Raw genomic sequence first — 18,607 nt, 5'->3', positions numbered from 1 at the left:
GCGGGCGGGCCCGGACGCGAGGAGCCCGGGACCGGCGCGGCCGGTCCCGGGCTCCCCTCACCCGCGCGGGGACCGCGTCAGCAGGCGGTCCCGGCGTAGCCGGCCTGGTAGACGGCGTAGTGCCCCGTGCCGCCGCGCCAGGTGTAGCCCGCGATGCTCGCGGTGCCGCCGGCGAGGGTCGCCGACGTCCCGCGGAACCGCTGCTGGTGCGCGGCGCCCGGCGCGAGACCGGTCACCTTGACCTCGCCGAGCGGGGTGGTGATCCGCACGTCGGCCTTGACGGCCTCCTTGTTGACGACGTGGACCGCGAGCACGGCCCGGCCGCCGGCGCAGGACGCCTTCGCCGACACGGCGAGCGAGACCTTGCCGGGGGTGCCCGGGCGCCACGACGGCGTGACCGGGACCGACGGAGCCGACGGCGCCGAGGGGCCGGCCGGGCTGTTCGCGACCACCGTGAAGGTGTACGAGGTGCCGTTGACCAGGCCGGTGACCACGCAGGTGCGCGCGGACGGGCTGGTGCAGGTCGCCCCGCCCGGGGTGGCGGTGACCGTGAAGCCGCCCCGGTGCTTCGGCGCCGCCCAGGTGACCCGCGCGGACCCGTCGGCCGCGACGGCCTTGACCTTGGTCGGCGCGGCCGGCAGGCCGCCCACCGCCGCGACCGCGTAGGCGCGGGTCACCGTCGTGGTGAGCCCGGCCCGGTCGGTCGCCGTGGCCCGCAGGACGTGCTGGCCGACCTCGGTGCTGTAGCCGGTGACCTCGCAGCCGGCGAGCCCGCTGGTCGCGTCCGACGCCTCGCAGGTCGGCGCGGCCGGGACCTGCCCGGCCGGCACCGTGCCGCTCGGGCCGCCGACGAGCGCGGCGACCGGCGCGGTCCGGTCGACCTTGACGACGACCTGCTCGGGCTCGGAGACGTTGCCCGCGCTGTCCGTCGCCCGGAACCGGAGCGTGCGCTCGCCGTCCTCGGTGACCTCGACGGGGGCGTACGGCGCCCAGGTGGTGCCGTCGGTCGACACCTCGAGCGCGGGCGACGGGTCCACCGCGTCCTGCGCCGTGGCGGTCACCGTCACCGGCCCGGTCCACCAGCCGCCCGTGCCGGTGGGCTCCGCCGGCGCGGTGGCGACCGACACCGTCGGCGCCGTCACGTCGGCGTCGCCGAGCGGCTGGATGCGGATGTTGCGGTAGGAGACCGTCTCGCCGCCCCCGTGGTTCTGGACGCCGACGAAGCCCGCGAGGTCGCGCGCGGGGTCGGTGCTGGTGAAGTCGTTGACCAGCACGCCGTTGAGCAGCACCTGGATGCGCTGGCCCTCGACCCGGATCTCGTACGCGTTCCACCGGCCGACGGGCTCGAGCGCCTCCTCGACCTTGGCGAGGTCCGCGCCCTGGAACGTGTAGATGGCGCCGGTGGTGCGGTCGTCCGCGTCGGTGGCGTCGATCTGCACCTCGTAGCCCTGGTCGACCGCGACCCACGGGTCCTCGCCGGGGTTCGGGAAGCCGACGAAGACGCCGCCGTTGTCGTCCTTGACGAGCTTCCAGTCCAGCCGCAGCGCGTAGTCCTCGAACTCCTGCGGCTCGTACCAGAGCAGGCCGAGGCCGCCGCTGGTGCGCAGGGTGCAGTCGTCCTGGCGCCCGAAGGAGCCGTCGCCCGCGTGCCGCCAGGCGGTGAAGCTGGCCAGCGTGCCGTCGAAGAGGCTGGTCCAGCCCGCCTCGGCCGGCGTCGGGGCGCAGGTGTCCAGGGTGGCGCCGACGCGCAGGGCGTCGAGGTTCACGTTGCCGTCGTCGCCCTGGTCGAAGCGGACGGTGATCGTGTTGGTGCCCTCCCGCAGGTCGAGCTGGCGGGTGGCGACCCCCCACGCCTGCCAGTCCCGGGTGCTGGGCAGCGCCCACGGCTCCACCTCGGTGCCGTTGACGACGACCGAGACGGTCTTGGTGCCCGTGAACGGGTTGGGGCCGTTCGCGTAGCGCAGGTGGACCGGCTGCACGCCGCCCCGCTCGGCCTTCGCCGTGAACGTCACCGAGGCGCCGGGGTTGAGGAAGCCGTCGACGAAGCCGGCGCCGGAGTAGCCGTTGTGCTCGGTGGTGACGCCCGCGCCGCCGGCGAGGGCGGCCTCCTCGGCCTCGTAGTAGCCGAGGTCCGGCGGCGGCACGTAGCCGGGCAGCGTGTTCAGCGTGTACCAGGCCTCGGTGCTCCACAGCTCCTCGCCGTCCTGCGAGGTGAAGGAGCGCGGCGAGCGCAGGTGCACGACGCGGCCGGGCTCGAGGCCCTCGACGTCGATCGACACCGTGCGCCGGTCGGCCGAGACGCGGGCCGCCGTCACCGGCAGGACCTCCTCGTCGACCTTCGGGCCGCCGTACGCGGGCGTCGGCACGTAGCGCCAGTGCTGGGCGCGGTAGGCGCCGGCGATGCCGTCGACCGTGTCGTCGGACAGCGGCTCGGTGTACGTCAGGTCGAAGCCGGTCTCGGTGACCTCGACCTTCTGGATGTCGAAGACGCTCGTGCCGTTCGGCCGCAGCTTCTGCAGGCCGTACTTGAGCTTGCCCGGCTCGCTCCAGTTGCCGGCCTCGCCGATGCCGCCGACGTAGAGGGACCCGTCGGGGCCGAGGACGGTGCGGTTGATGCCCGCCTCGAGGCCCGCGGAGTGCCGGAACACCGCGCCCTGGTAGTCGTCGCCGACCTTCTCCAGGTACGCGCGCTGCAGGCCGCCGTAGGTGACGTCGCCGAAGACCATCTGCCCGGCGAACGGGCCCTCCTGCAGCATCACCGGGTTGCTCGGGGAGTTGCCGATCTCGTTCTGCGGCAGCCACAGCACCGGCGGGGTGACCGGCTGGGACTCGAACCTCCCGGCCGGGTTCTGGTAGTGGTTGAAGAAGCGGTCCTGCTCGATCCGGACCATCTTCGAGGACGGCAGCCAGCCGCCCTGGTTGTCCATGACGAAGAGCTCGCCGCCCGGGCCCCAGCCCATGCCGTTCGGCGTGCGCAGGCCGCCGGCGACGTACGTGATCTCCCCCGTGTCGCGGTCGACCTTGATCGTCGTGCCGCGGTCCGGCCCGCCCGGCTGCGGGTTCGTCGTGGCGCCGCCGAAGTCGATGGCGACCGACAGGCTGACGTAGAAGCTCTCCGCGTCGTGCTCGAGGCCGAACGCGAACTCGTGGAAGTTCCCGCCGTACGGCCACTCGGCGACGGTCTCGTGGTCGAGCAGCTCGTCCGGGTCGTCGCCGTCCGGCACCAGCTTCGTCAGCCGGTCCCGCTCGGAGAGGTAGAGCGAGCCGTCGACGTGGTCGATGCCCATCGGGTTGAGCAGGTCGCTGGCGACCTTCACCGGCACGACGTCGTCGGGGCTGTCCGCGGTCGCCGCGCCCTCGAGGAGGAACACCTCGCCCGGCGTGGGGTCCTCCGGCGGGCCCGCGGGGCTCACCGCGCCCGAGGTGACGACGTAGAGGTCGTCGCCGACGAACTCCATCGCCGCGACCATGGGCTCGAAGCCGCCGGGCCGCAGGTCGAGCAGGTCGTACATCGGGTTGACCGCGTCGAGGCGCAGGCCGTCGCCGGCGGTGTCGGTGGCGCCCTCGCAGTACTTCGTCCCGGGCGCGACGACCCGCACGACGCCGGCGTCGGTGCTCAGGGCGGACTCGGGGACGAGGGTGAAGCCCGCGGCGCCGGGCGGGCGCCACTGCAGGGTGAGCTGCTGGCCGTACCCGGCCTCGAAGAAGTCGATCGCCAGCGCGTGGGGCCCGGCGGTGAGGGTGGTGGTCCCGTCCTTGGGCTCCGCCCCGTGCAGGCCGTCGTGGTCGACCACGACCTGCCCGTCGATCGACAGGCGCGAGCCGTCGTCGCTGACGAGGCGGAAGGCGTACTCGCCGTCCGCGGGCACGTGCAGGTTGCCCCGCACCTCGGAGACGAAGTTGTCCTCGGCGCCGAACTGCTCGGCCGTCGTCCAGTCGACGACCGGCATCCGCTTGTCGACGTTGGGGGTCTGGCCGTCCTTGAGGACGCACAGCCTGTCCAGGGCTTGGCCCAGCTGGTACGTCCGCAGGGTCACCCCCGGCTCCTGGTCCGGCAGGTCGGCCGCGGCGGCGGCCCCCGGGGCCGACGCGGCCGGCCGGTCGAGCGCGGCGCTGCCCGCCGCCTGCGCGGCGGTCGGCAGGACGGCGGTGGCCGAGGTGCCGAGCAGCGCGAGCCCGAGCAGGCCCACCGCCCCCCTCGTACCGCGTCCTCGTGCGGTGGATCGCATGCTCCTCCTCGAGCGTGTCCCCGGGTGCGGCCGCGGCGTCGCGGACGGCGCTCCTCCCCCGGGGGTCGGTGTTCGGGGAGGACGCTAGGGCCTTGGGACCGCCCGAGGAAGGACTTCGTCCCGTGAAAGGTCGAAGCCCGACTGTGCTTTCGGAGCACGGCACGATCAGGCGGTGCCCAGACCGGGGCAGGACGGGCGCAGCGCGGCCCGCGGGCCCGCCCGCGCGCCGGCTCGCCGCGGCTCAAGCCGGGCCGCCGGGCTGCCGATGGGACGGACGCCGTCCAGCCCGGGCGGCACCACCGCACCGGGAGGACCCCCGTGACCCACCGCCTCGTGACGCGGTCCGACTTCGACGGGCTCGTCTGCGCGGTCCTGCTCCGCCACCTCGGGCTGATCGACGAGATCACCTTCGTGCACCCCAAGGACGTCCAGGACGGCACCGTGGAGATCACGGACCGCGACATCCTCACGAACCTGCCGTACGCGCCCGCGGCGCACACGGTCTTCGACCACCACCACTCCGAGGGCCTGCGCACCGGCGGCGGCGCCGCCAACCACGTCATCGACGTGCACGCCCCGTCCGCGGCGCGGGTGGTCTACGACCACTTCGGCGGCGCGGCCACGTTCCCGCAGGTCTCGGCCGAGCTCATGGAGGCGGTCGACCGCGCGGACTCCGCGCAGTACCAGCTGCACGAGGTCCTCGCCCCGACCGGCTGGACCCTGCTCAACTTCCTCATGGACAGCCGCACCGGCCTCGGCCGCTTCCGCGACTTCCGCATCTCGAACTACCAGCTGATGATGCAGCTCATCGACGCCGTCATCGAGCACCAGGACGTCGAGGCCATCCTGGCGCTGCCGGACGTCGCCGAGCGCGCGCAGCTCTACCGCGCCCAGCACGACGCGTTCGTCGCCCAGCTCTGGCGGGTCAGCCGCGTCGTCGGCGACGTCGTCGTGGTCGACCTGCGCGGCGAGGAGGTCGTGCACGCCGGCAACCGGTTCGTCGTGTACGCGCTCTTCCCCCAGGCCCGCGTCTCGGTGCACGTCCTCTGGGGCAAGCAGAAGCAGAACACCGTGCTCGCGGTGGGCAAGTCGATCATCGACCGCAGCTCGCCGGTCGACGTGGGCGCGGTCTGCCTGCGGTACGGCGGCGGCGGCCACCTCGCCGCGGGCACCTGCCAGGTGCCGCACGAGGACGCCGACGCGGTGCTCGCCGAGGTCGTCGCGGGGCTCGCGCAGCCGGCGGCGGTCACGGTCTGACCCCCGCCGGGTGGCGCCGCGGCGGAAGGGGCGGTGGCGATCCGGTGGCACCCCTTGGTAGGGGCCCCGGCGGCGGGTTACCGTCCCGCGGTCAGCACCTCGACCACGGGAGCACCATGCCCTCCGCACGTCAGGGACGCGCCGCGCGTCCCGCCCGCGCCGTCCGCCGGGCCGCCGTCCTGGCGGCCGGCGCGGCCCTGCTCGCCCCGCTGGCCGCCGCCCCCGCCTCGGCCGCCCCGTCCGGCGCGCCCGCCGGGGCGCAGGGCGCCGGGTACGACCGCTACGCGACGGTCCAGATCCTCGGGATCAACGACTTCCACGGCCAGCTCGAGCCCCCCACCGGGTCGAGCTCGCGCCTGACCGTCCTCGGCCCCGACGGGCAGACCCCCCAGACGCTCGAGCCGGTCGGCGGCGCGGAGTACCTCGCGACGCACGTCAAGCAGCTGCGGCGGGACCGCGACCAGGACTACTCGGTCTTCGTTTCCGCCGGCGACAACATCGGCGGCACGCCGTTCCTCTCCGCCGCGGCGAAGGACGAGCCGACCGTCGAGTTCCTCAACGGCCTGGGCCTGTTCGCCTCCTCGACGGGCAACCACGAGTACGACGAGGGCCTCGCGGAGCTGCGCCGCATCCAGGACGGCGGCTGCCACCCGACCGAGGGCTGCTTCGGCGGCGACGGCTTCGCCGGCGCCGACTTCACCTACCTCTCGGCGAACGTCGTCGACGAGGACACCGGGCGGCTGGTCATGCCGGCCTCCGCGGTCAAGCGCTTCCCGAAGGGCGTCAAGGTCGGCTTCATCGGGGTGCCGCTCAAGGAGACGCCGACCATCGTCTCGGCGTCCGCGATCGCCGGGCTGCAGTTCACCGACGAGGTCGCGGCCATCGCCAAGGCCTCGAAGGAGCTCGCGCGCCGCGGGGTCGAGGCGCAGGTGCTCCTGCTCCACCAGGGCGACAGCACGGGCGTGGCCCTCAACACCTGCTCGACCCTGCCGGGCGCCGCGGGCACCATCGCCCGCCTCGCCGCGGCGGAGGTGGACGCGGTCTTCACCGGCCACTCGCACCAGCAGTACAACTGCGTCGTGCAGGGCCCGGACGGGCGCAGCCGCCCGGTCGTGCAGGGCGCCGCGAACGGGCGCATCGTCTCCGAGATCGACCTGACGATCGACCGCCGCGCGAACGACGTCGTGCGCCCGCTCACCGAGGCGCTGAACCACCCGGTCACGCGCGACGTCCGCCCGGACCGCGCCACCACCCGCCTCATCGCCAAGTACGCCGAGGCCATCGCCCCGATCGCCGGGCGCGAGGTCGGCACCATCGGCGGCGACATCACCCGCGCCGCCGACGCCGAGGGCGAGACGCCGCTCGGCGACCTCATCGCCGACGCGCAGCTCGCGGCCACGCAGGACGAGGGCGCGCAGGTCGCGCTCATGAACCCGGGCGGCGTGCGCGCCGACCTCGTCGCGGCCGAGTCCGCGGACGGCGAGGCGCCGGGCGTCGTCACCTACCGCGAGGCCTTCACGGTCCAGCCGTTCGGCAACGTCCTCGTCACCCAGACGATGACGGGCGAGGAGCTCGTCGCCGTGCTCGAGCAGCAGGAGGAGACCGGCCGGCTGCTGCAGCCCTCCTCCACCCTCACCTACGCCCTCGCGGCGGACGGCACCGTGAGCGACGTCCGCATCGCCGGCGAGCCGGTGGACCCGGCCGCCTCGTACCGGGTGACGGTCAACAACTTCCTCGCCGACGGCGGGGACGGCTTCACGACCCTCACCGAGGGCGAGGACCGGGTGTACGGCGCCGTCGACCTCGACGCGTTCACCGACTACCTCGCGGCCAACCCCGGCGTCACCGCCCCGGCGACCGACCGGGTGCGCCCCGCGGGCTGAGCAGCACGGCAGCAGCACAGCAGCACCAGCAGCACGCAGCAGGGCCACCGGGCCCCCGCCGCTCCCCGCGGCGGGGGCCCGTCCGCGCCCGGGGGGCGCGGGGGCCGGCGGCGGCTAGGCTCCCCGGGGTGAGCCTGCTGCCCCCCGACGTCCTCACGTCGCTCCTCGCCGTCGAGCTCGGCGGCGCGTCCCTCGACGAGGTGCTGCAGCGGATCGTGCGGATCGCGAACGAGGTGGTGGAGGGCGCCGACGAGGTGTCCCTGACGCTCGTGCGGCAGGACCGGCCGTGGACCGCGGCCCACGCGGGCGAGATGGCGCTCGCGGCCGACGAGCTGCAGTACGGCGCGGGCTACGGCCCCTGCATCGACGCCGGCACCTCCGGCACGGTGCTGCACGTGCCGGACATGCGCACCGAGACCCGCTGGCCGGACTACGCCCCCCGCGCCGTCGAGGCCGGCGTCCTGAGCTCGATGTCGGTGCCGCTGCCGCTGCAGTGCGAGGTCGTGGGGGCGCTCAACTGCTACAGCCGGCGGCCGGCGGCGTTCACCGAGCGCAGCGAGGAGGTGGCCCGCGAGCTCGCGGCGCACCTCGCCGTGGCGGTGGCCAACGCGGTGGCCTACACCGACATCGCCAAGCTCGCCTCCGACATGCAGGCCGCGATGGCCAGCCGGGCGGTGATCGAGCAGGCCAAGGGCGTGATCATGGCCCAGAACCGGTGCGGCGCCGAGGAGGCCTTCGGCATCCTGCGACGCGCCTCCCAGGGCCGCAACGTCAAGCTCCGGGACCTCGCGCAGCAGGTCGTGGAGGGTGTCGGCGGCACCACGGGGCAGCCCGACGGCCCGTCGCCGCCCTCGCGCTGAGGCTCAGCCGGCCAGCCACAGCAGCACGGCGAGCACCCGGCGGTGGTCGTCGTCGCTCGGCAGCAGGTCGAGCTTGGTGAAGATCGACGAGACGTGCTTCTCGACCGCGCCGTCGCTCACCCCGAGGTGCCGGGCGACGGCCCGGTTCGTGCGGCCCTCGGCCATGAGCCCGAGCACCTCCCGCTCCCGCGGCGAGAGCGCCTCCAGCGGGTCGCGGCGCGAGCGGGCGAAGAGCTGGGCCACGACGTCGGGGTCGAGCACGGTGCCCCCGGCGGCGACCCGCTCCACGGCGTCCGCGAGCTCGTCGAGGGCGCTGACCCGGTCCTTGAGCAGGTAGCCGACGCCGCCCGCGCGGTCGCCGAGCAGGTCGCGGGCGTACGCCTCCTCGACGTACTGCGACAGCACCAGCACCCCCGTGCCGGGCACCGCGGCGCGCGCCTCGAGCGCGGCGCGCAGGCCCTCGTCGGTGTGCGTCGGCGGCATGCGCACGTCGACGACGGCGACGTCCGGGCGGTGCTCGCGCACCGCCCGGACGAGGGAGGGGCCGTCGCCCACGGCCGCGACGACGGCGCAGCCGGCCTCCTCGAGGAGGCGCACCAGGCCCTCGCGCAGCAGCACCGAGTCCTCGGCCAGCACCACCCTCACGCCCGCGGCCCCCGCGGCAGCGCCCTCACCCGCACGGCAGCACCGCGCGCAGGACGGTGGGCCCGCCGGGCGGGCTGTCGACGTCGAGCCCGCCCTCGAGCGCCGCGGTGCGCTCGACGAGCCCGGCCAGCCCGTGCCCCTTCGCCGCGTGCGCGCCGCCGTGCCCGTCGTCCTCGACGACGATGCGCAGCCAGCCGCCGGAGCGGTCGACCCGCACCCGGGCCGCCGTCGCGCCGCTGTGCTTGGCGACGTTGGTGAGCGCCTCGGTCACGACGAAGTACGCGCCGCTCTCCACGTGCGCGGGCAGGCGCTCGCCCTCGGCGAGGCGCACGTCGAGGTCGACCGGCACGGTGCAGCGCGAGGCCACGGCGGCGAGCGCCGCCGGGAGCCCGCGGTCGGTGAGGATCGGCGGGGCGATGCCGCGCGAGAGCGCCCGCAGCTCGCCGAGCGCCTCGCGGGTCTGGGCGAGCGCCTCGGCGACGAGCGGCTTGGCGGTCTCCGGGTCGCTCTCGAGCCGGCGCTGGGCGGCGCTGAGGTCCATGGTGAGCCGCACGAGGCGCTGCTGCGGCCCGTCGTGCAGGTCGCGCTCGAGCCGGCGCATGGCCGAGGCCTCGGCCTGCACGGCCGAGTCGCGGCTCGCGGACACCTGGCGCAGCCGGCGCTGCAGCTCGGCCGCGCCCTGCCCCGTGAGCAGCGTCCGCCCGAGGGCGGCGTGCGCCGTCGCGAGCCCGCGGGAGACCACCGGCAGGCTGACGGCGAACAGGGCGCCGAGCAGCACGTACGCGACCTGCTCCAGCGCCGTCGGCAGGCCGAGCAGCTCGAAGAGCGTCTCGCCGTCCTGGGGCACGGCCCAGACCCACAGCGGGTACGTCAGCCCGCCCAGCGCCCCGGCCCACCACGTCACGAGCACGCTCCAGGTGACCGTGGCGAGCGGGGACGACACCAGGCCGTGCAGCAGGTCGCGCCACAGCTGCCCCTCGCGCAGCGGCTCGACCCAGCCGCGCAGGGTGCCGAGGCGCAGGGGGGCGTACGGGGGCTCGGGCGCGTCGTGCCCCGCCGCCCGCAGGCCCCACCGCTGGGCGACCGCGAACCAGCGCGCCGCCAGCAGGGTGAGCACGCCGAGCGGCACGCCGAGGAGGGTGACGAGGAGGCCGGCCGAGGCGGCCACGCCGGTGACGAGCACGGAGAAGGAGGTGACGGCGAGCGGGAAGGCGGCCAGGAGGTAGGCGCTGTCCCACCACCAGGAGCGCTCCGGTCCGGCACCGGGGGCGGGGCTGCGCAGGTCGCCGCGCGGGAGGGTCGTCGAGGTCATGCCGTCACCGTCCTCCGCGCGGGCGGGCCCGCCCATCCGGCGGGCGGGCGTCCCGGGGGTGAGGCTAGCCCCACCCCCGCACCCCGGTCAGCCCCGACGACGGGCGCTCAGACGTGCTCGACGAGATCGGCGATCGACTCCAGGAGCATGCTCGGGCGGAACGGGAACCGCTCGACCTGGTCGCGGCGCGTCGACCCGCTGAGGACGAGCACGGTCTGCAGGCCGGCCTCGATGCCGGCGACGATGTCGGTGTCCATCCGGTCGCCGACCATGGTCGTGGTCTCCGAGTGCGCGTCGATCCGGTTCATCGCGCTGCGGAACATCATCGGGTTGGGCTTGCCGACGAAGTACGGCTCCGCCCCGGTCGCGCGGGTGATCATCGCGGCGATGGCGCCGGTCGCGGGCAGCGGGCCCTCCGCGGACGGCCCGGTCGCGTCGGGGTTGGTCGCGATGAAGCGGGCGCCGGCGCCGACGAGCCGCACGGCCCGGGTGATGGCCTCGAAGGAGTAGGTGCGGGTCTCCCCGAGGACGACGTAGTCCGGGTCGGTGTCGGTCATGACGAACCCGGCCTCGTGCAGCGCGGTGGTGAGCCCGGCCTCGCCGATGACGTAGCAGGACGCCCCGGGCGCCTGGTCGGCGAGGAAGGTGGCGGTCGCCAGCGCGGAGGTCCAGATGGCCTCCTCCGGCACGAGCAGGCCGCTGCGGGCCAGCCGCGCGCTGAGGTCGCGCGGGGTGAAGATCGAGTTGTTGGTGAGGACGAGGAAGCGCCGCTCGCGGTCGACCAGGCGCTGCAGGAACTCGGCGGCCCCGCGCAGGGCCTGCCCCTCGTGGACGAGCACGCCGTCCATGTCGGTGAGCCAGCACTCCGTCTCGCGGCGCTCGGTCATGGCGCGAGCCTAGGGGCGGGCGGGCCCTGCGGGCGTCGCCGGCCTTGACGGACGGTACGGGCGGGTGCATGCTGGCTAATGTACTTAGCCCACAGGCTCAGGAGGTTCCCGTGCTCGGCACCCTGCACCGGCCCGGCGGCACGCTCGGGTACGACGTGGCCGGCGACGGCCCGCTCGTCGTCCTCGCCCACGGGATGGGCGACCTGCGCGGCACGTACCGGCGCCTCGCGCCCGCCCTGCGCGCCGCGGGGCACCGCGTCGCCGCGCTCGACCTGCGCGGCCACGGCGACGCCAGCACCGGTTGGGACGACGTCAGCACCACCGCGGTCGCCGGCGACCTCCTCGCCCTGGTCGAGGAGCTCGGCGGCCCGGCCGTCCTCGTGGGCAGCAGCTACTCCGGCGGCGCGGCGGTCGTCGCCGCGGCCCGGCGCCCGGACCTCGTCGCCGGGCTGGTGCTCAGCGGCGCGTTCGTGCGCGACGTGCCGCGCACCCGGGGCCAGCGCGCGGCGGCGTGGCTCGTGGCCCGCACCCCGCTGGGCCGCCCGCTGTGGTCGGCGTACGTCCCCTCGCTCTACGGCACCCGCCCCGACGACCTCGCCGAGCACCGCCGCGCCCTGGCCGCGAACCTGCGCGAGCCCGGGCGCTGGGCGGCCGTCGCGGCGATGGCGCGGGCCGGCCACGCGGCGTCGGAGGCCGTGCTCGGCGACGTGCGGGCGCCGGCCCTCGTCGTCGTGGGATGCCAGGACCCCGACTTCGCCGACCCCGCCGAGGAGGCGCGGCGCACCGCCGCGGCGCTCGGCGGGCCGGCGGACGTGCTGCTCGTCGACGGCGCCGGGCACTACCCGCACCTCGAGCGCCCCGACGTCGTCACGCCCGCCGTGCTGGCGCTCGCCCGCCGCGCGGCGGTCGCCTGATGCCGCGCGCGGGGCTGACCCCCGAGCGGGTCGTGGCCGCGGCCGCGGCCCGGGCCGACGCGGCCGGGTGGGCCGCCACCACCCTCGCCACGGTCGCCGAGCAGCTCGGCGTGCGGGTCCCCTCGCTCTACAAGCACGTCGACGGCCTCCCCGACCTGCGCCGGCGGGTCGCGCTCGCCGGCCTGCGCGGGCTCGCCGCGGCCCTGCGCGAGGCGGCCGTGGGGCGCAGCGGCCCCGACGCGCTCCGCGCCGTGGCGCGGGCGTACCGGGCCTGGGCGCGTGACCACCCCGGGACGTACGAGGCGCTGCAGCGTGCCCCCGCCGCGGACGACGAGGAGCTCACCGCCGCCGCCGCGGACCTCGTCGGCGTGCTCACCGCCGTCCTGCGCGGCTGGGGCCTCGAGGGCGACGACGCCGTCCACGCCGTCCGGGCCGTGCGGGCCGCGCTGCACGGCTTCTGCGCGCTCGAGGCCGCCGGGGGGTACGGCCTCCCGCTCGACCGCGACGAGAGCTTCGAGCGGCTCGTCGACCTGCTCGCCGGGGGGCTGCGCCCGCCGGGCGGGCCGGGGGGCCGGGTGGCACGATGACGCCCGTCCCGGTCGTCGGGGCGGCGTCGCGAGGAGGACCGTGGTGGCGGGGGACGGGCTCTTCGCGGGCGGCGGGGCCGCCGGCGCCCTCATGGCCCGGGTGGACTGGGCGGCCACGCCGGTCGGGCCCGTCGAGGGCTGGCCGCAGAGCCTGCGCGCGGCGGTGCGCACCGTCCTGTCCTCGCGCTACCCCATGCTCGTCCTCTGGGGCGACGGGCTGACCCAGCTCTACAACGACGCGTACTCCCAGCTCATCGGCGAACAGCACCCGTCCGCGATGGGCCGCGACGTGCGCGAGACGCTCGCCTCGAGCTGGCACGTGCTCGGCCCCCTCATCGACGAGGCCGTCGCCACCGGCGTCGCGTCGTGGGTGCCCGCCCTGCAGCTGCTCCTCGAGCGGTCGGGCTACCGCGAGGAGGCGTACTTCAGCGTCTCGCACGCCCCGGTCCGCGACGACGACGGCAGCACCGTCGGCGTCCTCACCGTGTGCAGCGAGGTCACCGAGCAGGTCGTCGGCGAGCGCCGGCTGCGGCTCCTGCGCGAGCTCGCCGTGCGGGCCGGGGAGACGACGACCGTCGCGGCGACCGGCGACGACCTCGCCGCCGTCCTGGCCCGGCACCCGCTCGACGTGCCGTTCGCCGCGGCCTACGTGCGCGAGGGCGCGGTCCTGCGCCGGGTCGCGCTCGTCGGCCCCGTCGCCGACGCCCTGCCGGCGGTGCTGGACGTCGGCGGCGACCCCGACCCCTGGGGCCTGCGCGCGGCGGCGGCCGGACGGCCGGCGCTCGTCACGGACGTGCCCGCGCGGGTCGCGGTGCCGAGCGGGCCGTGGCACGAGCCGGTGCGCGAGGCCCTGGCGCTGCCGCTCGCCTCGGCCGACCGGGGCCGCCCGGTCGGCGTGCTCGTCACCGGGGTGAGCGCGGCGCGGGCGCTCGACGACCCGTACCGCTCGTTCGTCGAGCTGCTCGCCCAGCAGGTCGCGGTGGCGGTGCGCAACGCGCGCGCCCACGAGGAGGAGCGGGCCCGGGCGGAGGCGCTCGCCGAGCTCGACCGCGAGAAGACCGCCTTCTTCACCGGCGTCAGCCACGAGTTCCGCACCCCGCTCACGCTCATGCTCGGCCCGCTCGCCGACGCCCTCGACGCCGTCGACGAGCCGCTCGGCCCGGCCCAGCGCGAGCGGGTCGAGACGGCGCGGCGCAACGCCCTGCGCCTGCGCGGGCTCGTCGACGACCTGCTGACCTTCAGCAGCATCGAGGCCGGGCGCGCGCACGGGCGCCGGGAGGTCGTCGACCTCGCCGCGCTCACCACGGACCTGGCCAGCGCCTTCCGCGCCGCCGTCGAGCGCGCCGGGCTCCGGCTGCAGGTGGACTGCCCGCCGCTGCCGCGGCGCGTCGCGCTCGACCCCGCCGCGTGGGAGCGCGTCGTCACCAACCTGCTGTCCAACGCGCTCAAGCACACGTTCGTCGGCGGGCTGGCGGTGGTGCTGCGGCACGACCTGGACGGCGTGGTCCTCGAGGTCGCCGACACCGGCATCGGCATCGCCCCCGAGGAGCAGGGGCGGCTCTTCGAGCGGTTCCACCGCGTCGCCGGCGCCCGCTCGCGCAGCCACGAGGGCAGCGGCATCGGGCTCGCGCTGGTGCGCGAGCTCGTGCTGCTGCAGGGGGGCGGGGTGGCGGTGCGCAGCGCGCCGGGCGAGGGCTCGACCTTCGTCGTCACCCTCCCCTGGGCGGCGCTCGACCCGGCGGGCGCCGCGGACGCGCCCGCGGCGGGGGCCGGCGCAGCCCCCACCGCCGCGCCGACCGGGCGCGCGGCGGACGCGGCCGACGCCGCGGAGCACTGGCTCGCCGCCCCGGCCCCGTCGACCGGTGCGGCGACCCCTCCGGGGCCGGGCGGTGCGGCGGCGCGGGCCGACGACCCGCTGGGCGCGGTGCGGGTGCTCGTGGTCGACGACAACGCCGACATGCGGGCGTACCTCGAGCGCCTGCTGACCGCGCAGGGCTGGGCGGTCGAGGCCGTCGAGGACGGCGAGGCCGCGCTCGCGGCCGTGCGGCTCCGCGCGCCCGACGTGGTGCTGACCGACGTGATGATGCCGCGGGTCGACGGCTTCGAGCTGCTGCGCGCGCTGCGCCGCGCCCCGGGCACCGCGGCGCTCCCCGTCGTCGTGCTCTCCGCGCGGGCGGGGCAGGAGGCGAGCGTCGAGGGGTTCGAGCTCGGCGCCGACGACTACGTCGTGAAGCCCTTCACCGCCGGCGACCTCGTCGCGCGCCTGCGGACCACCGTCGCGCTGGCCCGGCTGCGCACGGCGCACCGCGCCCAGCTCGACGAGCTCGCCACCACCGCCGCCGACACCGCCGCGGTCATCGCCTCGGGCCGGGCCCTGGAGGACGCGGTGCTGCGGCTGACCCGCCAGGCGCGCGCCCTGCTGGGCGGCGCGGCCGCGACCAGCGAGCTCGTCGACGACGACGGCGGGCGGCTGTCCTTCACCGACCCCGAGGGCGCCGCGCCGGTCGAGCCGGGCGCCGCGGCCGTCGCCGCCGAGGACGTGCGGGGGCGCGACGGGCGCCGGCTCGGCGGCGTCGCCGTGCGGCTGCCCCCGGGCAGCGCCCGACCGCCCGTCGAGCTGCTGCGGCCGCTCGCCCGCATGCTCGGCGCGGTCGCCGAGGGCAGGTGGCAGCTCGAGCGCACGCAGCGGGTCGCGCTGGTGCTGCAGCGCAGCCTGCTGCCCGACCGGCTGCCCGACGTGCCGGGGCTCGAGCTCGCCGCCCGCTACCTGCCCGCGCCCGGCCAGGCCGAGGTCGGCGGGGACTGGTACGACGCCGTGGACCTGCCCGACGGCCGCCTCGCCGTGTGCGTCGGCGACGTCGAGGGGCACGGCCTCGGCGCCGCGACCGCCATGGGGCAGCTGCGCGCGGGCGCGCGCGCCCACCTGGGCGAGGGCCTGGGGCCGGCCGACGTGCTCGGGCGCCTCGAGCCGCTCGTCGCCCGCCTGGGCGGCGTGGACGGCGCGCCGGCGACCGCGACGGCGCTCGTGGTGCGGCTCGACCCGTCGACGGGGGCCCTCGAGTGGGCCTCGGCCGGGCACCTGCCGCCGGTGCTGCAGGACGCCGGCGGCGCGCGGTGGCTGTCCGGCGAGCCGGGCGCCCCGCTCGGCACCGGGCCGCTCGCCGCCTGGGCCCCGCCCCCGGTGCACCGCGCCCACCTCGCCCCCGGCGGGGTGCTGCTCCTGTGCACCGACGGGCTCGTCGAGGACCGCGGGGACCAGCTCGAGCAGGGCATGCCGCGCCTGCTCCGCCGCCTCGGCGCGGCCCGCGGCGCGCCCGCCCCCGACGTCGTCGACGCGGTGCTCGCCGGGCACCCGGGCGCCGGCGACGCGGGCCGTACGGGCGCGGTGGACCTCGATGACGTCGCGGTGCTCGTGGTGCGCCGGCTGCCGGCGGCCCCCCTCCCCGCGGCCGCCCCGCCGGTCGCGCCGGCGGACGTCCTGCTGTCGTACCCGTCGGCGACCTCGGCCGCGGCCGGCGCCCGGCGCGACCTGCGCCGGCACCTGGCGGCGGCCGGCGTCCCGGACGACGTCGCGTACGAGCTGCTCGTGGCGGTGTCGGAGGCGGTGAACAACGCCGTCGAGCACGCGCAGGACCCGGCGCGGCCCGAGGTCGAGGTGCACCTCGTCGTCGCGCCGCGCCTCGTGCGCGTCGCGGTGCGCGACTCCGGCGGGTGGCGCGAGCGGCGGGCCTCCATGGACCGCGGGCGTGGCTCCACCCTCATGGCCGCCTTCGCCGACGTGCGGGTCGCGGCCGGCCCCACCGGCACGACGGTCGAGCTCGAGCGCCGCCTGTGACCGGTGGCCCGGCCCGCGCTCAGACGGTGCTGACGACCTCGTCGTAGTCCGGGCGCGGCCCGCGCGGGTGCCCGGCGCCGGGCGCGGGGTGGCCGAGCGCGACCACGAGGACGACGCGGTGGCGCCCGTCGGGGAACAGCTCCTTCTCCACGCCCGCGGCGTCCATGCCCGTCATGGGGCCCGCGGCGAGCCCCGCCGCGCGCACGCCCACGATGAAGTAGCCCGCCTGCAGCATCGCGTTGCGGACCGCGACGTCCTCGCGGGCCAGCTCGTCCTCGGCGAAGCGGTCCCGCGCCCCGGGGGCGTGCGGGAAGAGCCGCGGCAGGTCGTCGTGGAAGTCGACGTCGGCGGCGAGCACGGCGACGAGCGGCGCGTCGAGCACCTTGCGGCGGTTGCCCTCGGCCATGTGCACGGCGAGCCGCTCGCGCGCCTGCGGGCTGCGCACGAGGAGCACGCGCAGGGGGTTCGCGTTCATGGCCGTCGGGCCGAGCTTGACCAGGTCGTAGACCGCCCGCACCTCGTCCTCGCCCACCGGCTGGTCCGTGAAGCGGGTGGCGGTCCGGGCCGTGCGGAAGAGCAGGTCCTGGGCGTCGGGGTGCAGGGCGAGGGTCACGCGGTGCTCCGGGAGGTCGACGTGCGGTTCGTTGACGCGACAACCACGCGGCGGAGCAGCCGGTTCCCGACCCCCGCGTGATCTCCGGCACGACCCGCGGGCGTAGCGTGTGCGGCGAGGACACCGCCGTCCCGGGGGGCACGCGCGTGCGGCGCCGCCCGGGGGCCACGACCGTCGCACGCAGGAGGAGCCGAGGTGGCGATCCCGCCGCCGTGCGCGGCGCGCTACGCGCCGGAGCCCACGGCCGTCGCGCGCGCGCGCCGCGCCGTCGCCGCGCAGGTCGAGCGCGCCGGCTTCGCGGCCCTGGCCGACGACGCCGCCCTCCTCGTCTCCGAGCTCGTCGCCAACGCGGTGCTGCACGCCCGCACCGAGGTCGAGGTCCGGGTGGTCGCCCAGGAGGGCGGCGTGCGCGTCGAGGTGCAGGACGGGAGCCCGGTGCTGCCGCTGCCCGGCGCGCTGCGGGCCACCGCGATGAGCGGGCGGGGCCTCGTGCTCGTCGCGACGCTCGCCCGCCGCTGGGGGGTCGAGCCGCGCGAGGGCGGCAAGGTGGTCTGGTTCGAGCTCGGCGGCGACGCGCCCGCCCCGCAGGAGCTCGACGTCGACGACCTCGTCGAGATGTGGTCGCGCGCCGACGGCGACCTCGGCCCCGACACCTCCGAGCTGCCGGTGCGCGTGGTGCTGCGCGACGTGCCCGTCGCCGCGCTGCTCGCCGCGAAGTCCCACATGGAGGACCTCGTCCGCGAGCTGCGGCTGGTCCTGCTCGACGCCGGGCGGGCCCGGCCCGCCGCCGAGGGCGAGGGCACCGGGGCGGCCGCCCTGCTCGTCGCCCGGCGCCTCGACGAGGCCGTCGAGGACTTCGCCGAGGGCCGCCTGCAGCTGCGCGGGCTCGGGATGCGCGCCCGCGCGAACGGCGAGGCCGTCGCCACCCTCGAGCTCACCCTGCCCCCCTCCGCCGCCGACGCCGCGCTGCGCTACCTCGACGCCGTCGAGGCCGCCGCCGGCCTCAGCGCCGAGGGCGGCCTGCTCGTGCAGGCCGAGGGCCTCGCCGAGCACGCGGACCTGCGCCGCTGGTACCTCCGCGAGATCGCCCGCCAGCTCCGCGCCGCCCAGCCCTGACCCCGCCGCGACCATGCGGGGATGGCGGTGCGGCGCCCACCAGCCCCGCCGCGACCATGCGGGGATGGCGGTGACCGGGGCGCCGCGGGAGCCCGCCGCGACCCTGCGGGGGTGGCGGTGACCGGGGCCGCGCCCGCCGGAGGCCCCGCCGTGATCATGCAGGGGTGGCGCGGCGGGCCCTGACGACGCCCACCGGGAGCCCGCGGTGATCATGCGCGGAGGGCGGGCGGGAGCCCTGGAGACCGCCACGACCACGCCGGCACGGCGCGGGCGACCGCGGGTCTGGACCCGTGGGCGAGCGCAGCCCTCGCCCTCTGCGCATGATCACGGCGGAGGGGGGCGGGACCCCGGAGGGGACCCGGCTCACCACGCGCTCATCATCGCGGCGGGAGCGGGACCCGCGGCGCCCTCCGCGCGTGGTCGCGGCGGGGGGCGGGTACGGCCGGTCGGCCGGCACCCGCCCCTGCGC

At 77.1% G+C, this 18,607-nt stretch carries 12 protein-coding genes; 7 read left to right on the top strand and 5 right to left on the bottom strand.

All coding sequences use genetic code 11. The features are described 5' to 3' along the window. Positions 1-77: 77 nt before the first annotated feature. Positions 78-4,190: a 3-keto-alpha-glucoside-1,2-lyase-like domain-containing protein gene (locus D5H78_RS14460; protein WP_218566640.1), complete on the bottom strand. Its 4,113-nt coding sequence runs from the start codon at positions 4,188-4,190 to the stop codon at positions 78-80. A gap of 357 nt (positions 4,191-4,547) precedes the next feature. Here D5H78_RS14460 and D5H78_RS14455 point away from each other — a divergent pair, with 357 nt between their 5' ends. The 3 genes from D5H78_RS14455 to D5H78_RS14445 all read left to right on the top strand — a co-directional run bounded on the left by D5H78_RS14455 (position 4,548) and on the right by D5H78_RS14445 (position 8,229). Further along, on the top strand, positions 4,548-5,486 hold the full coding sequence (locus D5H78_RS14455; RefSeq protein WP_119951206.1) for an exopolyphosphatase: 939 nt from the start codon (positions 4,548-4,550) through the stop codon (positions 5,484-5,486). Positions 5,487-5,602: 116 nt separating this feature from the next. Continuing rightward, positions 5,603-7,369 (top strand): bifunctional metallophosphatase/5'-nucleotidase, encoded by a 1,767-nt coding sequence (locus tag D5H78_RS14450; protein WP_119951205.1) that lies wholly within the window; start codon positions 5,603-5,605, stop codon positions 7,367-7,369. Between the two features lie 128 nt (positions 7,370-7,497). Further along, positions 7,498-8,229, top strand: coding sequence for a GAF and ANTAR domain-containing protein (locus tag D5H78_RS14445; protein ID WP_119951204.1), 732 nt, complete (start codon positions 7,498-7,500; stop codon positions 8,227-8,229). Between the two features lie 3 nt (positions 8,230-8,232). Here D5H78_RS14445 and D5H78_RS14440 read toward each other — a convergent pair whose 3' ends face one another. The 3 genes from D5H78_RS14440 to D5H78_RS14430 form a co-directional block, all read right to left on the bottom strand. Continuing rightward, positions 8,233-8,874: a response regulator transcription factor gene (locus tag D5H78_RS14440; RefSeq protein WP_119951203.1), complete on the bottom strand. Its 642-nt coding sequence runs from the start codon at positions 8,872-8,874 to the stop codon at positions 8,233-8,235. Between the two features lie 25 nt (positions 8,875-8,899). After that, positions 8,900-10,186, bottom strand: coding sequence for a sensor histidine kinase (locus D5H78_RS14435; RefSeq protein ID WP_119951356.1), 1,287 nt, complete (start codon positions 10,184-10,186; stop codon positions 8,900-8,902). A gap of 107 nt (positions 10,187-10,293) precedes the next feature. Then, a complete protein-coding gene (locus D5H78_RS14430; RefSeq protein WP_119951202.1) occupies positions 10,294-11,073 on the bottom strand; it encodes an HAD-IIA family hydrolase in 780 nt (259 codons plus the stop codon). A gap of 110 nt (positions 11,074-11,183) precedes the next feature. Between D5H78_RS14430 and D5H78_RS14425 the strand changes: the two genes are divergently transcribed. From D5H78_RS14425 to D5H78_RS14415, 3 genes are read left to right on the top strand one after another with little or no spacing between them, the layout of a single operon-like run. Next, entirely contained in the window at positions 11,184-11,987 is an 804-nt protein-coding gene (locus D5H78_RS14425; protein WP_218566639.1) for an alpha/beta fold hydrolase, read from the top strand. Beyond that, positions 11,987-12,574, top strand: a complete 588-nt coding sequence (locus D5H78_RS14420) for a TetR/AcrR family transcriptional regulator (RefSeq protein WP_119951200.1) — start codon at positions 11,987-11,989, stop codon at positions 12,572-12,574. The genes D5H78_RS14425 and D5H78_RS14420 overlap by 1 nt, the downstream gene beginning before the upstream one ends. A 43-nt stretch (positions 12,575-12,617) precedes the next feature. Further along, a complete protein-coding gene (locus tag D5H78_RS14415; protein WP_218566638.1) occupies positions 12,618-16,409 on the top strand; it encodes a SpoIIE family protein phosphatase in 3,792 nt (1,263 codons plus the stop codon). A gap of 19 nt (positions 16,410-16,428) precedes the next feature. Here D5H78_RS14415 and D5H78_RS14410 read toward each other — a convergent pair whose 3' ends face one another. Continuing rightward, positions 16,429-17,022: a malonic semialdehyde reductase gene (locus tag D5H78_RS14410; RefSeq protein WP_119951199.1), complete on the bottom strand. Its 594-nt coding sequence runs from the start codon at positions 17,020-17,022 to the stop codon at positions 16,429-16,431. 195 nt (positions 17,023-17,217) lie between these two features. Here D5H78_RS14410 and D5H78_RS14405 point away from each other — a divergent pair, with 195 nt between their 5' ends. Then, positions 17,218-18,138, top strand: coding sequence for an ATP-binding protein (locus tag D5H78_RS14405; RefSeq protein ID WP_119951198.1), 921 nt, complete (start codon positions 17,218-17,220; stop codon positions 18,136-18,138). Positions 18,139-18,607 lie beyond the last annotated feature (469 nt).

Origin of the sequence: Vallicoccus soli (assembly GCF_003594885.1) — a bacterium.
GTDB classification, from domain to species: Bacteria; Actinomycetota; Actinomycetes; order Motilibacterales; family Motilibacteraceae; genus Vallicoccus; species Vallicoccus soli.
The sequence above is the reverse complement of the archived record's forward strand: the minus strand, read 5'-3'. Positions and strand labels throughout refer to the sequence as shown.